This is a genomic window from Streptomyces sp. NPDC047085 (assembly GCF_040643735.1).
Classification (GTDB): domain Bacteria; phylum Actinomycetota; class Actinomycetes; order Streptomycetales; family Streptomycetaceae; genus Streptomyces.
The window spans coordinates 196961-214380 of the sequence record NZ_JBEYUW010000010.1 but is presented as its reverse complement, the minus strand read 5'-3'; the positions used below and the strand labels follow the sequence as shown (position 1 = coordinate 214380).

The window sequence follows — 17420 nt, the reverse complement described above, 5'->3', positions numbered from 1 at the left end:
GGCAGCTATGTCCCACCCCGGCACCACCCCCGCACGCTTCACCCTCCACCCGGCCTTCGCCGTCGGCAGCGTCAACCCCCGTCTGTACGGATCGTTCGTCGAGCACCTCGGCCGCTGCGTCTATACCGGCGTCCACGAACCCGGCCACCCCATGGCCGACGGGGACGGCCTGCGGCAGGACGTCCTGGAGCTGGTCCGCGAGCTCGGCGTCACCACCGTGCGCTACCCGGGCGGCAACTTCGTCTCCGGTTACCGCTGGGAGGACAGTGTCGGCCCACGTGAGGAGCGACCCACCCGCCTGGATCTGGCCTGGAAGTCCACCGAGACCAACGAGTTCGGCCTCGGCGAGTTCATGGACTTCTGCGCCAAGACCGGCATGGAACCGATGATGGCGGTGAACCTGGGCACCCGCGGGGTGGAGGACGCCCTGCGGCTGCTGGAGTACTGCAACCACCCGGGTGGCACCGAACTGTCCGACCGCCGTGCCGCCCACGGGAGCAAGGAGCCGTACGGCATCAGGATGTGGTGTCTTGGCAACGAGATGGACGGGACCTGGCAGACGGGCCACAAGACCGCCGAGGAGTACGGCCGCATCGCCGCCGAGACCGCCCGCGCCATGCGACAGCTCGACCCGGGCCTGGAGCTGGTCGCCTGCGGCAGTTCCGGCTCCTCGATGCCGACGTTCGCCGCCTGGGAGTCGACCGTCCTGCAAGCCGCCTATGACCTCGTCGACCACGTCTCCCTGCACGCCTACTACGAGGAGATCGACGGCGACCGCGCCTCCTTCCTGGCCTCCGCCGTGGACATGGAGCACTTCATCGAGTCGGTCGTCGCCACCTGCGACCACGTCCGCGCCCGCCTCAAGGCGACCAAGCGCATCAACCTGTCGTTCGACGAGTGGAATGTCTGGTATCAGCAGCGGCCCAATCCGCACCCGGTGGAGGACTGGCAGCAGGCGCCACGCATCCTGGAGGACGTCTACACCGTCACCGACGCCGTGGTCTTCGGCTCGCTGCTCATCGCCCTGCTGCGGCACGCCGACCGGGTCACCGCTGCCTCGCTCGCCCAGCTCGTCAACGTCATCGCGCCGATCATGACCGAACCGGGCGGACCGGCCTGGCGGCAGACCACGTTCTTCCCCTTCGCGCAGGCGTCGGCGCACGGACGCGGCCAAGTCCTGCGGGTCGAGGTGGACAGCCCCACCTACCCCACCGCCCGCTTCGGCGACGTCCCGCTGCTGCACGCCACCGCCGTCACCGACGACGAGACCGGTGCCGTCACCATCTTCGCCGTCAACCGCGGCCAGGACGCGGCCCTGCCGCTGGAGATCGACCTTCGGGGATTCGAGGCCCTTGCCGTGGTGGAGCACCTGGTCCTGGCCGACGCCGACCCAGAGGCCCGCAACACGGCGGACCAGCCGGACCGTGTTGCCCCGCACCCCGCCACCGGCACCATCGTCACGGGCGGGGTCCTGCAGGCCGAACTCGAGCCACTCTCCTGGAACATGATCCGCCTCGCGTGTTCGGAGGGCTGACCGAAGTTGTCGCCTCTGGTGCGTGACGTTTCCGCCTTCCCCATCCGCTGAGGAGACCGGACATCCCGGGCCGACATCATGCCCCCGAGCTGATGCCGGCGCCGTTCCGGCGAGGGTAGCGCAGGCCCTCGTTGACCAGGACCCCGTGCGGAGCGGAGGGACTGCGGGGCACTGCGATCATCACGATGCCGTGACCAGGCTGGTTCGGGTCCTCGATCTGCTCGACGTCGAAGGTGGGCAACGGGCGGACGAGGTTGGCCACGATGTTGCTGATGCTGCCCGAACCAACCCCACCTGTCCCAGGATTAAGCAGATCCCCTGCAAGTCCCGGCGGCACGGTGCCAAGGGCGCGCAGTTCGTCGGACAGGCGTCAGGGGCCGGCACCGCCGTCCCCTCCAGTGACGATGTCGTGGCCCGAGTCGATCGGCCGCATCGGTGAAATAGCCATTCGACGGCTCCCGCGTGAGGGCGTCGAGGTCAGGCAGGACCGGAGCCCTCTCGACCGCGCCGCCGATGGGGAGGGGTGAGCGAAGCGTCCCCCATCCTCGTACCCGGTGGCCCTGCGCTACGCACTGCGCCGGGGTTTTCTGGCGGCCGTCTTCTTTGCCGCTGGTTTCTTCGCGGGCGCCTTCTGAGCAGGCTGTTTCTTCGCTGCTGTCTTCTTCTGTGGCTTCGGCAACTCGTGCACCGCAGCCTCACCCTCCCTGCGGGATGCCTTGGCCTGCTGGACGGATGCATTCAGCGCGGCCATGAGGTCAAGAACCTGCGTCGGCTTCTCCGGCTCCGGCGCTTCGGGCAGGGGACGCTCCTCCCGCTTGGCCTCAATGATCTGCGCCAGCGCCTCGGTGTAGCGGTCGACGAAGTCCTCCCCCTCCAAAGAGTCGGTCGTCAGGGTGTCCATGAGGGCCAGTGCGGCTTCGATCTCCTCCTCGGGCACTTCCACGGGCGTCGGCAGAAGCTCGGTGGGGTCGCGGATCTCGTCCGGCCAGCGCATGGCGTGAAGGACGAGCACGTCGTCTTTCACGCGCAGCAGCCCGAGCCTCTCCCTGCCGCTCCAGGCGTACTTCGCGACGGCCACTTTGGAGGAGCGCTCGAGCGCCTGGACGAGCAGCTTGTAGGGCTTGGCCGCGACCTGGCTGCCGGGCTGCAGGTAGTAGCCCTCGGCGATCTTCAGCGGATCGATGGATTGGAGCGGCACGAAGGCATCGATCTCGATGGCCTTGGCCGTGGGCAGCGGCAGGTTACTGAGTTCCTCGTCCGTGATTGGGATGACCTGCGTCTTTGTCAGCTCGTAGCCCTTGCCGATCTCGTCCTGGGAGACTTCGCGGTCCTCCAGCTCGCACACCTTGCGGTAGCGGATCCTGCCCTGGTCGGCCAGGTGGTACTGGTGGAATCTGATGCTGTGATCCTCGGTGGCGCTGATCACCTGGATGGGCACGGTGACCAACCCGAAGCTGATGGCGCCGGACCAGATGGCTCGGGGCATGGCAACCTCCGCAGTAACCCCGAGCATCATCAGTGTGGGGTCTCAAATTTCGCGGCACAATCTCATCTCCGATGGCACATCGATGGCACTTATGCCGTCGTTGTGAGACTCGCCGGTCGGGGTGTTCACCCTTTCGGGTGAGGGAGTTCCGGCTCGTACCGAGTGGGCAGCGGTGCAGCCTGCTGGACAGTCTGAGGAAATGACATCGATCCGAGACAGTCACCGGCCGGCATGTCGTGAGACTGAAGACGAACATCCAGGTCACAGCGTCGGCGCATGGCACCGAAAGTGAGAACCTACATCAACCTGCTGTTGGGTCTTACGGCTGATGTCGTAATCGCACGAGCCGTGTCGTACCGATGTCGTATGCGACATCGCCGTGAGACTAGCGCGTGGGTGGGTGTTGCTGCCCTGGGTGTGTGGTGCTCGTCGAGCTCCGGTTGGACTCGACGCGTTTCAGTGGTCCATCCGTCTGTGGTGACAGATCTTGTTGCCGTTCCTCTGTGGGCTAATCAGCACACTCCATGGCTTGGGCGGCGCACAGAGCCGGCGAGCACGAGATATACGGAGGTACCAGTGAAGGCAATCGTCGCGACGGATCCGGCCGCGGAAGCAGCCGGGATCACACTCGCGGAGCGGCCTGAGCCGACGCCGGCGATCAACGATGTCGTCGTTGAAGTCCATGCGTCGGGCTTCGTCCCCGCGGAGTGGGAGTGGCCCTCGACGTGGGTCGATCGCGCCGGTCGCGATCGAGCCCAGGCGATCATCGGCCACGAGTTCGCCGGAGTGGTCACCTCCCTCGGCTACGGCACGACGGGGCTCTCGCTGGGACAGCGGGTGTTCGGGATCACGGACTGGCACCGCGATGGAACCCTGGCCGAGTACGCGGCCGTGGAGGCACGCAACCTGGCGCCGCTGCCGGGGAACGTCGACTTCACGGTGGGTGCGAGCCTGCCGATCTCCGGCCTGACCGCGTGGCAAGGTCTGTTCCAGCACGGTCGTCTTCAGGCGGGGCAGAGCGTCCTCGCACACGGCGCCGCCGGCGCGGTCGGGTCCGTGGTTACGCAGCTCGCCCGGGAGTTCGGCGCCTACGTCATCGGTACCGGGCGGGCGGCGGACCGCCAGGCGGCGCTCGACTTCGGCGCGAACGAGTTCCTCGACCTCGCCACCGAGGATCTCGACGACATCGGCGGGGTCGACGTGGTCTTCGATGTCATCGGCGCTGACATCCAAAGGCGCTCGGCGAGAATCATCCGGCCTGGCGGGACGCTGGTGTCGGTGGTCGGGCCTGTTGAGGCTCGCCCTGTCGACGGCTTGGCGGTCGACTTCGTCGTCGAGTCCGTTCCGAGTCAGCTGGTGGAGATCGTCGACCGGGTGCGGGACGGGCGCCTTCGCACGCACATCGGAACCGTCGCGACCCTCGACGACGCCGTCCCTGCGCTCAACCCGACCGAGCGACGCAAGGGCAAGACCGTCATTCGCGTGCGCCCCTGAGCGCCCTGGTGGGCCAACAGCGGTGGTGGGCTGGACGACCGCTGACCTGCCCGGTGTCGGACGAGGAAATGCCACAGACTTGAGACTGATCATGGTGACACGGCCGTGAGACAACCAAGAAAGCCCAGGTCGCAAAAGATCTCCGCCACCCTCAGCCACCCGGCGCACCACTGGCCGGGCCAGCCGGGATGCCTCACCGATCCGCAGGGCCGCTCCGCGCACGCCCGCGCACAACCCCCACTCGCCGCCCTGGCTTGCCTCAACGCCGAGGAAAGAGCATTACGCCAGACCCCATCCGATCGGCGGTCTACCGTAGGGACATGCCGCGCCCCCCACCCGGTCGCACGATGAGGAGTCCTGTGTCATCGCCCTGTGATCCCGAGTACGCTCCCGTCGGCGATGTGGGCGCAGCGCTCATGATGATCGACTCCCGTCTCAAAGCCGTCTACGACAGCAGGACCGGGACCGACCCCGAACAGCAGCAGTTGGTCGACCAGTTCGCCGCGTCCTTGGGCCCTGCCGGATTCGATGCGCTGCTGGACGGCGCTTGCACGATCATTTACATGTTCATGAGGTGGCTGCGGACGGCCTGCGAGGACCACGACAAGGACATCATCGGATACGTGGTGCCCACCCTCGTGGCCACGATGCGCATGATGCCCAGGACCTTCCGTCCCGAGGTCATTCCCACCATGGCCGGCCTGCTCGTCGCCGCGGGCACCGGCCTGAGCCCGAACTTGTGGCGCGCGCAGTACGGAGGCTGGACCGACGCCGAGATGAATCCACTGGAGGCCACGGCCGTCCTGCTCGCAGAGCACATCAACCGGATGTCCGGCGACCGCGACTTCGCCACCCGCTTGATCACTGAGGCGCTGTCCGACTCGGACCAAGACTGACGATTCAGCATCCCCGCAGGAGCGTGGGACCTGACCGAATTACACGTCGGCGAGTTCGTCCAGCCGGGGCGGGCGGGGGTGCCGTCGATGAACCCCCCGGCGGTGTGTCGTGCCAGGCAGTGGCGTCGAAGCCGCCGACTGCGGAAGCGGGTGGCGGCCGAGCTGGACGGCGATGGTGTGGCCAAGTGCTTGGTCTGCGGGGCGACTTGGGTGGCGCGGGTGGACCGGCGGTCGAACGCCGTCTACTGCTCGCGACGTCACGCCTGCGGCGGAGAGTGCGACACACCTCTCCCCTGACGTGGGGAATGACCCGATGGACCCCGCTCAAGCGGCTCAGTCACTGGGCCAGTTGTAGGGCAGGAACTTCCCGTGGAAGGTGATGACGACGTGCTCGGCCCCGTCGTGGGTGGCGCGCCCGATGTCCTGCTTGAAGTTGATCGCGCTCATGATCCCGTCGCCGAACTGCTCGTGGATCAGTTTCTTTCAGGGCCGGACCGTACACCTGCAGCGCCTCATAGAGGCGGTAGACCGTCGGATCGGTCGGTACCGCGGTGGGCAGCCCGCCGCGGTAGGGAACGGTGGCGAGCACCGGCACAGCTTCCGCCGGCAGGTCGAGGAGCTCGGCGACCTGACGTGCGCTGTCCTCGGGAAGGGGGTTGTCCGAGCAATGCCGTGGTGGTCCACACCAGCGGCCGGCCGATCGCGTCAGCCAGCTCCTGCCACGTGAGGCCCTTGGCCAGTCTGCCGGCAACGATCGCGGCCGTTACCTCGTCGCGGTTCGTGCGTAGTCCTTCCCTGAGAGTCCGGTGGGTGTGCGGGCCCCGGGCGGCCGGCCGGGCTGCCGAAGGCGCGGCTTCCTGGCCGGCCGCAGCTCGCGGGCTGGTGGGTCAGACGAGCGCCGGGGCGGGAGCGGGCAGGTACGGGGTGATGTTGCGCCAGGCGCGCGCGATGTATTCCTCCTTCTCGCCGACCGGGGCGACGTAGTGCAGCGCGCCTTCGGCGGCCTCCTGGCCCTGGAGGCGGGTGATGATCCAGGCGGCGAGGTAGTGCGATGCCAGGCAGCCGCCGGCGGTGGCGATGTTGTCCTTGGCGTAGAAGGGCTGGTTGAGGACCTCGACGCCGGCGGCGATGACCCACGGCTTGGTGATCAGGTCGGTGCAGGCGGGGATGTCGTTGAGCAGACCGAGCCTGGCCAGCACGAGCGCGCCGGAGCACTGCGCCGCGATGAGCTGGCGCGAGGGGTCCAGGCCCCGCAGGATGTTCATGATCGCCGGGTCTTCGGTGACCTCGCGGGTGGCGATGCCGCTGCCGACGATGACGGCGTCGGCGGCGCACGCCTCCTCCAGCGTGGACATCTGCTCGATGACCACCCCGTTCATCGACGTCACCTTGGGGCCGGGGGTGGCGATGGTGACACGCCAGTCGTCGCTCTTGATGCGGTTGAGCACACCGAGCGCGATCAGGGAGTCGAGTTCGTTGTAGCCCTCGAAGGTGAGGATGGCGATATGCACGGCGGCTGTCCTTTCCGGGTGAGTGGGACTCGACGGTAAGAACCCGCGAGCAGGACAGTCAAAGAATTGTCATGGATACAATCCGATGCATGGCAGCCTCGCGATACAAGAAGCTGGTCGACACGCTCGCAGCCGACATCCGGGCCGGGCGGCTCGCCCCGGGGGTGCGGCTGCCGACCCACCGCGCTCTCGCCGCCAGCGAGGGCATCGCCGTGGTGACCGCGACCCGGGTGTACGCCGAACTGGAAGCGATGGGCCTGGTGAGCCGGGAACAGGGCCGCGGCACGTTCGTCCGCGACATCGCGGTCCCCGCCGGTCACGGCATCGATCAGCAGGCCGTCGCCACAGACGCGGTCGACCTCAACTTCAACTACCCGTCGCTGCCCGGCCAGGCCGACCTCCTGCGCCAGGCCCTGCGAGAGATAGCCACCTCCGGCGATCTCAACGCGCTGCTGCGCTACCAACCACACCGAGGGCGCCCCCAGGACAGAGCCTCCATCGCACGACACCTCACACGCCGGGGAATCACCACCGACGCGGATCAGATCCTCATCACCAACGGCGCCCAGCACGGCCTGGCCATCACCGTCATGGCCGCGCTGAGCGCCGGCGACGTCGTCGCGGTCGACGCCCTCACCTACCCCGGTTTCAAGGTACTCGCGCACGCCTTCCATCTCGACCTGGAGCCCATCCCCACCACCACCGACGGGCCAGACCTCGATGCCCTGGAGAAACTGTGCGCGACCCGCCCGGTGCGCGCGATCTACACCATGCCCACCCTGCACAACCCCCTGGGCTGGGTCATGTCGGCCACCGACCGCACCCGCCTGATCAGGATCGCCCGGCAGCACGGTCCGCTCATCATCGAAGACGCCTCATACGCCTACCTGGTCGAAGCCCCTCCACCGCCTCTGGCCACAACCGCACCGGACATCACCGTCTACGTCTCGGGACTGTCCAAGAGCATCGCCACCGGCCTGCGGGTCGGCTTCGTCCTTGCCCCGCCGACCATGGTCCCGTACCTCGAACGCGCCATCCGGGCAACCACCTGGAACACCCCCGCCCTCACCACCGCCATCGCCTGCCGCTGGCTCGACGACGGGACGGTGAACCAACTGGAAGCACAGAAACGAGACGACGCCAAGACGCGCCAGGCACTCGCAAGTCAAGAGCTGGCGGGCCTCCCGCTCATCGGCCACCCCTCGTCCTACTTCACCTGGCTGCCACTGCCCGACGACGCACGCGCCGACCGCCTCACCGCCACCCTCGCGCGCCGGCACATCTCGGTCACCACGGCAGAGCCGTACACCACCTCGACACACACACCACAGGCGATCCGCCTCGCCCTGGGCTCGACCGACCTGGACAGCCTCCGATCGACGCTGCGCACAGTGCGCCGAGTCGCCATCGAGGACGCCTACGCCTGAACTCAGCCCGCACTCGCTCAATCTCCCCACCCATCCAGCCCCAACGAGTCTGTCCGGTCGAGCGCCACGGCCACAGACCTGTCATGTCAGCCTCAGGAACCGCTGCGCCTCCTGGGGCCGTTCACGGGCGAGCCGGTTCGCCGCCCACGCGGCGACCGCGGGCCTGCCAAGCGCGGTGATCACCTTCGCCGCCACCAGGTCCTTCGCCTTGCGAGCCTTGGCGACGTGCGCGTCCCGCGCCGCGACGAAATCGGCCGGCACCAGCCCGTACAGCCCCTCGGTGATCTGCTCGACATCCACACCGCCCACTGTGCGCCGCTCGCACCTGTCCAAAGCGCCCTCGCCCGCCGCGGCACCGCCAGATGCCCCGCCAGGCCCCCCGGGGGCTGTTGCCCCGAACAGCGCCCCGCCGCAGGCCTCCATGACCCGTCACGGCGTAACGTCGCATCACGGCGTCCGGCAGGACGGGAGCCCGAAGCACCGGGCGCCCGCAACCCACCCCCGAGAGCGGGCGGCCGGCCATAGCCCCACCCGAGACGGCGGCCGGGCGCGCACCGATGCCGCGGAAAACGCGCTGCCTACCGCATCGATGCCGAGGGCAGGCGATAACGTGAACCCGCTCCGACCCGCCAGGCCGCGTCCTGGCGATCACCGGCCATGGCCAAAGCGACGAGCCGGGGTTTCGAGGTGCCTGCGAGGGTTCACCCCGGAACCGAAGCGGTGGATCGTCGAGCAGACCTACGGCACCCTCATGCAACACCGGCGCCTCGCGCGCGACTTCGAGACACTGCCAGCCAGCTCCGTGGCGATGATCCACTGGACGATGACCGACATCATGCTCCGCCGCCTCACCCACACGACCACCCCGACCTGGCGCGACCCACTCCCCTGGCAGCGGCCGGCCCCCCACAATGAGCGGGAGCGTCGATGAAAGACCTGCTGGAGAAGGTCGAGACACGACAGCGGCTGATCCGCGAGACCGCCGGGCACTTGCGTGAGCAGATCGCCCAGCTCACCGAGCAACTCGCCACGGCCGAGAAGACCTTGGAACGTCTGGAGATCACCCGCGAGACCGTCCTGGAACTGGCCGCCGAGGATGGTCTCCCGTTGCCCGAGCCGCTCCCGCCCGGATACCGGGACATCCTGGCCGCCTTCGAAAAGGCTGACGGCGCGCTCCGCGCGAAGGACGTCTGTCAGGCACTGGGCACAGGGACGGAGCCCCGTCACGTCGAAGGTATCCGGGCCAAGCTGAAACGCCTGGTCAGCCGTGACATCCTCACCGAACCCGAACCCGGCCTCTTCACCCTGGCGCAGCCTGCTCGCCCCGCCCCACAGCCCGCCTCAACCTAACAGTCAGCGACTCGCAGTCGATGGGGTAGGGGTCGGGCTCGGCGAGGGCTGGCGGAGCGCGGCGGCACCGAAGTTCTCGGACAGCATGGCGTGCTCCGCACGGCAGTTGACAGCTCGAAGCCAGCACGTCAGAGTCCCGGCGTGAGCGAGACCAACGATCTTACGCCAGCCGAGGTGCGGGTATGGCAGGCCTTTCCGCGAGGCGAGTCCGTGGACTTCCGCGCGGCCGAGAACGAGGATCCGGCGCTGGGGAACGCCTGGGGTGCCGAGCGGACCGTACGGGCGAGTGTCCTGCGGGTGCTGCTGCTCAAGGCTCCGCAGGAGGAGGGGGAGATCGCCGCGCTCAAGATCACGGGGGCGCGGATCACCGGCGTACTGGACCTGAAGTACGCCACGATCGACGCCGCCATCCGGCTGAGCCACTGCCACTTCGACGGCGCTCCCGACCTGTACGGTGCCCAGCTACGCCAGCTCAATCTGAGCAAGTCCGTTCTGCCGGGCCTGACCTCGGCGACCTTGCGGGTCGAGGGGGTGCTGCGGATGACGGACTGCCGTATGCGGGGGCCGGTGCGGCTCGGCGGAGCACGGATCTCCGGGGCGCTGTTCATGGAGCGGGCGGAGCTCACGGCGCCGGACGACTCCGAGCCGGTGCTGCAGCTCAACCAGGCCGCGATCGGCGACGACTTGTGGGCGCCAGAGATGCGCGCACACGGACAGGTACGGCTCACTGGCGCCTCCATCGCCGGACGGATCAACGTTCAGGACGCCGAGTTCAACAAGCCCGATGGCACCGCGCTGGACGCCCAGAACCTCAACGTGGGAGCCCATATACGGGCACGATGCGTACGTGCGCAGGGCCGGATCGAGCTCCGAGGCTCGCGCATATCGGGCCGTCTCGACCTGCTCCACGCCCACCTGTCGCATCCGGGCGACACAGCACTGCGGGCGAGCAGCTGTGTCATCGGTGAACTCTGGCTGCGCGGGGGCGACCGCATCGACGGTGCCCTGAATCTGCGCCGCTCTCAAATAGAGATCCTGACCCTTGAACCGGAGATGCTGCCGGACCAGGTGTATCTCAGCAATCTCACGTACACCGCACTCACCCCGCACGAGCCTGCCGAGCGCCGCCTTCCAATGCTGGAGCGGGACGGCGACCGGTATGAGCCATACGCCTACGAGCAGTTGACCGCGGCCTACCGCCACATCGGTGACGACGACGCGGCCCGGCTCGTCCAGCTCGCCAAGCAGCGCCGCCGCCGCACCACGCTCGCCTGGTACGGACGGCTGTGGGGGTACGTCCAGGACGTCACCGTCGGCTACGGCTTCCGCCCGTTGCGCGCGGCTGTCTGGCTGCTGTCCCTCATGACCATCGGATCGATCGCATACGGCTTGGACCACCCACGCCCCATCAAGGCGGAGGAGGCCCCCCACTTCAACCCCGTCTTCTACACTCTCGACCTGCTCCTGCCGATCATCAACTTCGGCCAGGAGCCAGCGTTCGCCCCTGACGGATGGCACCAGTGGCTGTCGTACGCCCTGATCATCACCGGCTGGATTCTGGCGACGACGATCGTCGCGGGCGTGACCCGTACGGTCAGTCGCCAATGACCCCTTCCAGAAACCGCGAAAACCTCGCAGAACGCCCTCTGAGGGCACCTAAGCCTGGACCGAATGCGGTTCGCAGCCGGCGTGGCCCCAACGTCGGCGAGGCCGTCGAGTTGCACACCGGAGCCGACTTTGACAGCCGGTCGCCATGGAGTTCAGCGAGCGGGCCGTCAACACCCTGCAGTCCGACAAGATTGCCGAGAACTGCCCTGCCGACGCGGCGATCCCCTGTTGGTACTCCGCGCCCGCCACGCGCACCCCGTGCTCCTCACGGCTCGAATTCGATCTCGGGTTGCCTGCTCTCAGGGCGAGGTGCCTCCGGCTGACGCTGAAGGGGCAGCGAACGGAGCACGGCCGTACGGTCTGCCATCTGCCGGCGCAGGAGTTGGTTCTCGGCTGTCGCTTGGTGCAGCGCGGCGACAAGGGCTTCGGCGTCGGCCTTCAGCAGGCAGTCGGGAGACAGTTCGGCCTGGACGGGTCGTCGGCCCCGACTGCGGTGATATGCGGGCATGCTCGCGTCCGTCCAGAAAGGATCACAGCTGGCACGCGGTCCGTTCAGGGTCCCGGAACGTGTTCGGGGCCCGTGAGACGCGGGTCCAGGATGCGGTGGAGCCGGTAGGCGACAGGCCGGAATCCCCGGCGGGGCCAGAAGACGGACGAGAGGGGATTCGCCGCCCGCCAGTCGGTGACACAGACCGTGAATCCCCGGTGTGCTGCGTCCGCCAGCGCCCACTCGGTCAGCCGGCGTCCGACTCCCGTGCCGCGAGTGTGAGGAGCCGTCGAGGCCAGGATCAGTTCGACCGAGCCCTTGGGCTCGAGGATCGAGGACTCGTCGTCGGGAACGGGGCGCATGACGACGAAACCGTCGATGCCCTCCGGTCCCTCAGACACCCAGTACGCCACGGCCGGATCGTTCAACAGTTCCAGGTGGCCGGACCGCAGGATGTCCCACATCGGCCGGTCGGTGAAAGCGAACACCGGGGGCGCCGCATGCGCCTCGTTGATGAGACCGAGCAGCGGTTCCAGGGCGTCGATATCGGCGGGACTTGCCTGACGGATACCGCGCGGCGCCTGCGCCCACGTCCTGGCGGGAACATCCATGATCGCGTGGACCTGCTCGTGCGGGAATCCGAGCGTCAGCCACAGCGGGAGATCGGCGGCGGGTGCCACCGTGTAGTGATGCAGGCGTCCGTCGGCAAGCCACTGCCCCGACAGGTGGGCATACAACTGCTGCAGAATCACCGGACCCGCATCCGGCGAGTAGACGGCGTCCTGCGGATGTGTCCAACAATGACGGCCACGCTGCCCGTCCCCGGGCCGGGCCAGCAGGTAGCCGATCACCTCACCTCCCTGTACCGCGACCGCACCACGAGCCCCGTCTTCCCACGCCTGCTCCAGCAGGGCCTTGCACTCTTCCAGAACGCTGAAGCGCCCCCCGAGTGCAGGCTCAAGCGTGACGTCACGCTGATGCCGAGCCGTGAGAAGTTCTGCCGCGTGGCCCAGATGAGCCGAACTGAGCGTTTCAATCGCTATGGCAGCGCCGGAATCAACAGAACTATTGGGCAAATCAATTCATCCTTGCGTGAACGCGTCCGGAGTGGATGCTGCTCGCCGTTTCGCACCGACAACGCCATTTCAAGAACCTTTGCTGAACAACGGCCAACCGCTCTACCGGTAGTTGAGCTCGGCGAGCTCGGTGGCCAGCTTCTTGGGCATGCCCGTGTGGCCGAGCAGAGGAAGCGCGATGTTGCGTGCCCCGCGGGCCATCGGGTTGCGCGTGGTGGCCACGCGGGTCATGCGGTGGGTGAAGGCGACCACCCGCTGGGCGACGGGGCGGCGTTGTGCCTCGTAGCCGTCGAGCTGCCCGGTGACGAACGCCCGGCCCAGTGCGTAGCCGTCCTGGATGCCGGTGTTCATCCCCTGCCCGCCGGCGGGGCTGTGCACGTGGGCGGCGTCGCCGGCCAGCAGCAGACGGCCGGCCCGGTAGTGGTCGGCGACCCGGTGGTGCACCCGGAACCGTGACGACCATGCCAGGCTCGTGACCTTGGCCTGGCCGGGAGCCCGCTCGTCGAGCAGCTGCTGGACGAAGACGAGATCCGGTGTGGCGGGCGCGTCGTCCACGGTGGCGACGACCCGGTAGTGAGCGCCGGGGAGCGGGGCGACGACGGTGAGACCCGCGGTGCCGAAGGTGAGCGAGACCTCGCCGGGGCCCGGGGCCCAGTCCATCACGACGTCGGCGAGCACGAAGGATTCGGCGTAGGCGCTGCCGGTGAACCCGAGGCCCGCGGCTTCGCGCACGGTGCTGTGCATACCGTCGGCGCCGACGGCGTACGCGGCGCGCAGCGTCTCGCCGGTGGTCATGGTGAGCGTCACGCCGTCCTCGTCCTGGACGACGGAGGCGACCTCGTAGGGGCGGTGCACATCGCCGCCGAGCGCGCGCAGCCGGTCCAGCAGCACGCTCTCGGTCTCGTACTGAGGGACCATCAGCGTGTACGGGTGGGGCGTGGGCAGCTGGTCGAACGGCACGGTCAGCAGCCGGCGGGCGCCGTCACGGACGGCGAACCGGGTGACCTGAACGCCTCGCGCGATCAGCTCCTGGGAGGCTCCCAACTCGTCCAGGACCTCCAGGGTGCGGGCGTGGACGACGGCGGCGCGCGAAGTGTTCGCGCCCTCGGCCAGCCGGTCCAGGACGACGAAGTCGATGCCGGCGCGAGCGAGCGTGGTGGCGAGTGCGAGCCCGGTGGGACCGCCGCCGACGATGGCGACCTCGGTGCGGCCGGGCAGTGCGGTGGTGTTCATGGCCGGTTCTTCCTTCCAGAAGGCAAGTCAACGGGCGTTTGCCAACGATTGTTGGCCAACGTTCGTTGACATCATGCTCGACGCCATCTGGAAAGTCAACACACGTTGGCCTACAGTCGTTGGCATGACGCGAGAAACCGAGATCACCAGCACCGACAGACGGTCGGACCGCACCAAGGCCGCGATCCTGCGCGCCGCACGCGAGCGATTCGCAGCCCAGGGCTACGAGCGCACGACGATCCGAGCCGTGGCCTGCGACGCCGGCATCGACCCGTCGATGGTCATGCGCTACTTCGGCAACAAGGCACAGCTCTTCGACGCGACCCTCGCCATCGACCTGCGGCTGCCGGACCTCACGGGCGTGCCGGCGGGCGAGCTCGCCCAGGCCCTGGTGGGGCACTTCCTCGAACGCTGGGAGGGCGACCCGGCCGACGACGCGCTGCTCGTCCTCATGCGCTCGGCCGTCACCAACGAACAGGCCGCGGCACGGATGCACGAGATCTTCGCGGCGCAGGTCGCCCCAGCGCTGACCGCCGCCCTCGGCCCGGAGCTCGCCGCACACCGCGCGGGCCTGGTCTCGGCGCAGCTCCTCGGCCTCGGGCTCACCCGCTATCTGCTGCGCCTGCCGGCCGTGACCACCCTGACGCCGGGCGAGATCGAAGCCGGGCTCGCCCCGGCCATCCAGGCCGTGCTCGACCCCGAGTAGGGCCACGTCCTCACCAGCGCAAGGAGCGTCCGCGTGCGCTCGCCACCCCCGCAGTTCCCGGCGCCCTGCCGGACGAGTCGCAGGTCGCCCGCCTGCCCATCGGGCCGCCCCTGCGTGCTGGGCGAGCGCGTGTCGCTCGTGGCCATGCCCTTCGCCGTCCTCTCGGTGGGCGGATCCACCTCCGCCGTCGGTGCGGTCGCAACCGCCGTACCGGCGCCCATGCCGCACTCTCCCCGGTGGGCGGGGTCCGGACGGACTGATGATCACCTCCGGCACAGCAGGCACCTTCTTCATCTCCCCCTTGACCGGACTGATGCCGCTGGTCGTCGCATTCAACGACGACGCGGGACCGATGTACTGCGCGCGTTCCACCAGTCGGCGGGGCTGGTACTCGGTCTCGGCCCTGGCAGGAGCGACCGGCGCCGGCGCAGCACTGGCACTGGACGCGGCGACGTGGTGACGTCTGCGCCGTCCTGCCCCCTGCCTGATCCTTGGATCTTGGCTTCGGGTCCCGGGGTAGCTGACCGGATCAGCCGCAGAGATCCGACTGCCGTGCGCCCCTCGCTGCCATGATGGCCCGATGGACAACCCGGAAAGGACCGAACCTCCGCGGGTGGCCGATGAGCACGCCACGCTGACCGGCTTCCTGCAGCGCCAGCGTGACACGCTGGCCATGGCATGTGCGGGGCTCACAGCCGAGCAGCTCAGGGACAAGGCCGTGCGGCCCTCGGGCTTGTCGCTGCTCGGCCTCGTCCGCCACATGGCCGACGTCGAGCGGACCTGGTTCCGGAACGTGCTGAACGGCGAGCACAGCGATGCGCACTGGCCCCGAAGGGACGGCGGCGCTTTCGACGTCGACACCGCAGACCCGTCCGAGGCGTTCGCGATCTGGCACGAGGAGTGCGCCCGATCCCGCGACATCGTGGATGCCGCCCCCTCCCCCGACGTCACCGGGCGCTACCGAGACGACGTCTTCTCCCTCCGCTACATCCTCACCCACATGATCGAGGAGTACGCGCGGCACAACGGCCACGCCGACCTCCTCCGTCAGCGCATCGACGCAATCGCCGAACAGTAACGGAATTAGCTGACCTGCAGAAACACGGCTCAGGCTGTGCGAGGATCCCGCGTTGCGTTGTGGAGATTCCCGGTAGGCGTCGTTCTCGCGGCGCCGTCGATCCGGTGGTTCACGTGCGTTCTCGCAATGGGGCCATGGTGGCGGCGAAGGATTCAGCCGTGGCGAAGAAGCCCGCGTCACAGCTGCTGAACCGGGCTGTGCGCGTCCCGCACAGGCCGGTTCAGCGAGCCGTGGCTCCGCCCGATGCCTCACAGCCCGAGCACCGCTCGCCGCCCAGCCTCTGCGATCTCGGCGACCAACATTCCGTCAGCGTCGAGGGCCAAGCAACCTCCCGGGGCACAGCGCGTCAGCAGCCCGACCAGCGTGACCGCCCGGCCCGAAAGCGGTGACGGGGAACCCGGCAACCCTCCTCGCCGGGCCGCCGTCCGAGAGGCTGTGACTTCGTGACTGCCTGGCTCAAGGATCGAGGACCAGGGGCTGCGGTCCGCACCCGTCAGGTGTCCGGCGCCGGACCGGCTCCCGGCCGCCGCAGCGCCTTGGTGAGCAGGATGCCGGCCACGATGAGGGTCGCACCCAGCCACCACACGGTGTCGAAGACGAGGACGGCGATCCCGATCGGGACCAGCAGGCCGGCCAGCGGCAGCAGCAGGTCGGCCACCCGCGGCGGGTCCGGGCCCGGCCGGCCGCTGTCGCGCCGGGCACGGGCGCGGACCACCTCCGGGTACCACTCGGTGAACCGGAGAGCCGCGACGATGGCCAGAATCTGGATGATCCATCCGGTCCAGAGGTCGTCCGGGTCGCGTAGGACGAGGTCGCCGTAGCCGCCCGCGAGCGCCGCCACCAGGAAGGCGAGCCCCCACACGCCGGTGACGACGTAGTTGGTGCGCAGGAACGCGGGCGTGTGCCACAGGGACGGGTCGACCTGTTCGCGGGCGTACTGGAGGGTGAACGGCATCCGGACCGCCATCGAACCGAAGGCGATCAGCACCAGGGCGATGTTGGACACCTCCCCGGCGTACGTCTCCAGCCAGCGCAGCGTGCCGTCGCTCGCCAGGACGCCGACGACGGCCATGCCGGCGAAGAAGACCAGGTCGCAGAGTTCGAGAAGCTTCCACGAGCCACCCCGGTGAACCAGCCTGCCGAGGCCGACCAGGGCGATCGAGCATGCCAGGGCGAGAGCAGTCGAGATCTCGAAGCGGCCCGGCCCGACCAGCAGAGAGAACACGATCCACGGAGCCATGCCGACGACGGGGCTCTCCAGGAACCCGCTCAGGCGGGAAGCCGCCGCCGTGCGGCCGACCGTGCTCACCTATCCAGGATGGACACCTTCAGCAGCCCGGTCGACTTCAGTGAACCCAAACCGTGGGGCAGGTCAGTCGTTAGCGCTAAGGGCGTGATCTTGACCGCTCCGCCCTGGACGTCCGGTCAGACGCTGCTTCCAGGCACGGACGCGGACGGCTGCCGGGCGGGCGGGGCGGCCTATAGCCGCGCGGTGAGGCGAGGTGCTCGCAGGCCTCGCCATTCCGGGGAACCC

The 17420-nt window shown here is 68.6% G+C and carries 17 protein-coding genes and 2 pseudogenes; 10 read left to right on the top strand and 9 right to left on the bottom strand.

The window, feature by feature from the left end; genetic code table 11:
* Window positions 1-7: 7 nt before the first annotated feature.
* On the top strand, window positions 8-1534 hold the full coding sequence (locus ABZ865_RS29850; protein ID WP_361236963.1) for an alpha-N-arabinofuranosidase: 1527 nt from the start codon (window positions 8-10) through the stop codon (window positions 1532-1534).
* 76 nt (window positions 1535-1610) lie between these two features.
* On the opposite strand, the gene ABZ865_RS29845 is transcribed toward ABZ865_RS29850, so the two are convergent.
* Together ABZ865_RS29845 and ABZ865_RS29840 are read right to left on the bottom strand one after the other, a co-directional pair.
* Window positions 1611-1796, bottom strand: a complete 186-nt coding sequence (locus ABZ865_RS29845) for a hypothetical protein (RefSeq protein WP_361236961.1) — start codon at window positions 1794-1796, stop codon at window positions 1611-1613.
* 303 nt (window positions 1797-2099) lie between these two features.
* A complete protein-coding gene (locus ABZ865_RS29840; RefSeq protein WP_361236958.1) occupies window positions 2100-3020 on the bottom strand; it encodes a Ku protein in 921 nt (306 codons plus the stop codon).
* Window positions 3021-3596: 576 nt separating this feature from the next.
* Between ABZ865_RS29840 and ABZ865_RS29835 the strand changes: the two genes are divergently transcribed.
* The gene (locus ABZ865_RS29835) at window positions 3597-4514 is read left to right on the top strand and encodes an NADP-dependent oxidoreductase (protein WP_359556751.1); all 918 of its coding nucleotides are present in this window, start codon (window positions 3597-3599) and stop codon (window positions 4512-4514) included.
* A gap of 359 nt (window positions 4515-4873) precedes the next feature.
* Window positions 4874-5410 (top strand): hypothetical protein, encoded by a 537-nt coding sequence (locus tag ABZ865_RS29830; RefSeq protein WP_361236955.1) that lies wholly within the window; start codon window positions 4874-4876, stop codon window positions 5408-5410.
* Between the two features lie 333 nt (window positions 5411-5743).
* Here ABZ865_RS29830 and ABZ865_RS29825 read toward each other — a convergent pair whose 3' ends face one another.
* The 3 genes and pseudogenes from ABZ865_RS29825 to ABZ865_RS29815 form a co-directional block, all read right to left on the bottom strand.
* Window positions 5744-5857: a hypothetical protein gene (locus ABZ865_RS29825; protein ID WP_361236952.1), complete on the bottom strand. Its 114-nt coding sequence runs from the start codon at window positions 5855-5857 to the stop codon at window positions 5744-5746.
* Between the two features lie 67 nt (window positions 5858-5924).
* Window positions 5925-5999 (bottom strand): annotated as a pseudogene (locus ABZ865_RS29820) (cyanate hydratase); the annotation flags it as partial.
* A 298-nt stretch (window positions 6000-6297) separates the two neighbouring features.
* A complete protein-coding gene (locus tag ABZ865_RS29815; protein WP_361236949.1) occupies window positions 6298-6921 on the bottom strand; it encodes a DJ-1/PfpI family protein in 624 nt (207 codons plus the stop codon).
* Between the two features lie 89 nt (window positions 6922-7010).
* Here ABZ865_RS29815 and ABZ865_RS29810 point away from each other — a divergent pair, with 89 nt between their 5' ends.
* Window positions 7011-8348, top strand: coding sequence for a PLP-dependent aminotransferase family protein (locus tag ABZ865_RS29810; RefSeq protein WP_361236946.1), 1338 nt, complete (start codon window positions 7011-7013; stop codon window positions 8346-8348).
* Window positions 8349-8429: 81 nt separating this feature from the next.
* Here the strand turns inward: ABZ865_RS29810 and ABZ865_RS29805 are convergent, their stop codons facing one another.
* Window positions 8430-8648, bottom strand: coding sequence for a hypothetical protein (locus ABZ865_RS29805; RefSeq protein WP_361236943.1), 219 nt, complete (start codon window positions 8646-8648; stop codon window positions 8430-8432).
* 394 nt (window positions 8649-9042) lie between these two features.
* Here ABZ865_RS29805 and ABZ865_RS29800 point away from each other — a divergent pair.
* The 3 genes and pseudogenes from ABZ865_RS29800 to ABZ865_RS29790 all read left to right on the top strand — a co-directional run.
* Window positions 9043-9279 (top strand): annotated as a pseudogene (locus ABZ865_RS29800) (transposase); the annotation flags it as partial.
* Window positions 9276-9698, top strand: a complete 423-nt coding sequence (locus ABZ865_RS29795; RefSeq protein WP_361236940.1) for a hypothetical protein — start codon at window positions 9276-9278, stop codon at window positions 9696-9698. The pseudogene ABZ865_RS29800 and the gene ABZ865_RS29795, both read left to right, overlap by 4 nt.
* Window positions 9699-9839: 141 nt before the next feature.
* On the top strand, window positions 9840-11306 hold the full coding sequence (locus tag ABZ865_RS29790) for a membrane-associated oxidoreductase (RefSeq protein WP_361236937.1): 1467 nt from the start codon (window positions 9840-9842) through the stop codon (window positions 11304-11306).
* 552 nt (window positions 11307-11858) lie between these two features.
* Here ABZ865_RS29790 and ABZ865_RS29785 read toward each other — a convergent pair.
* Both ABZ865_RS29785 and ABZ865_RS29780 read right to left on the bottom strand, forming a co-directional pair.
* On the bottom strand, window positions 11859-12869 hold the full coding sequence (locus ABZ865_RS29785) for a GNAT family N-acetyltransferase (protein ID WP_361236934.1): 1011 nt from the start codon (window positions 12867-12869) through the stop codon (window positions 11859-11861).
* Between the two features lie 102 nt (window positions 12870-12971).
* The gene (locus ABZ865_RS29780; protein WP_361236931.1) at window positions 12972-14102 is read right to left on the bottom strand and encodes an FAD-dependent monooxygenase; all 1131 of its coding nucleotides are present in this window, start codon (window positions 14100-14102) and stop codon (window positions 12972-12974) included.
* Between the two features lie 124 nt (window positions 14103-14226).
* Here ABZ865_RS29780 and ABZ865_RS29775 point away from each other — a divergent pair, with 124 nt between their 5' ends.
* From ABZ865_RS29775 to ABZ865_RS29765, 3 genes are all read left to right on the top strand, one after another.
* Entirely contained in the window at window positions 14227-14808 is a 582-nt protein-coding gene (locus ABZ865_RS29775) for a TetR family transcriptional regulator (RefSeq protein WP_361236928.1), read from the top strand.
* Between the two features lie 259 nt (window positions 14809-15067).
* The gene (locus tag ABZ865_RS29770; protein ID WP_361236925.1) at window positions 15068-15268 is read left to right on the top strand and encodes a hypothetical protein; all 201 of its coding nucleotides are present in this window, start codon (window positions 15068-15070) and stop codon (window positions 15266-15268) included.
* Between the two features lie 153 nt (window positions 15269-15421).
* Window positions 15422-15886 carry a DinB family protein gene (locus ABZ865_RS29765; RefSeq protein WP_361236922.1) on the top strand — a complete coding sequence of 155 codons (465 nt, stop codon included), beginning with the start codon at window positions 15422-15424 and terminating at the stop codon, window positions 15884-15886.
* Window positions 15887-16379: 493 nt separating this feature from the next.
* Here the strand turns inward: ABZ865_RS29765 and ABZ865_RS29760 are convergent, their stop codons facing one another.
* A complete protein-coding gene (locus ABZ865_RS29760) occupies window positions 16380-17195 on the bottom strand; it encodes a hypothetical protein (RefSeq protein ID WP_361236919.1) in 816 nt (271 codons plus the stop codon).
* Window positions 17196-17420: the final 225 nt, after the last annotated feature.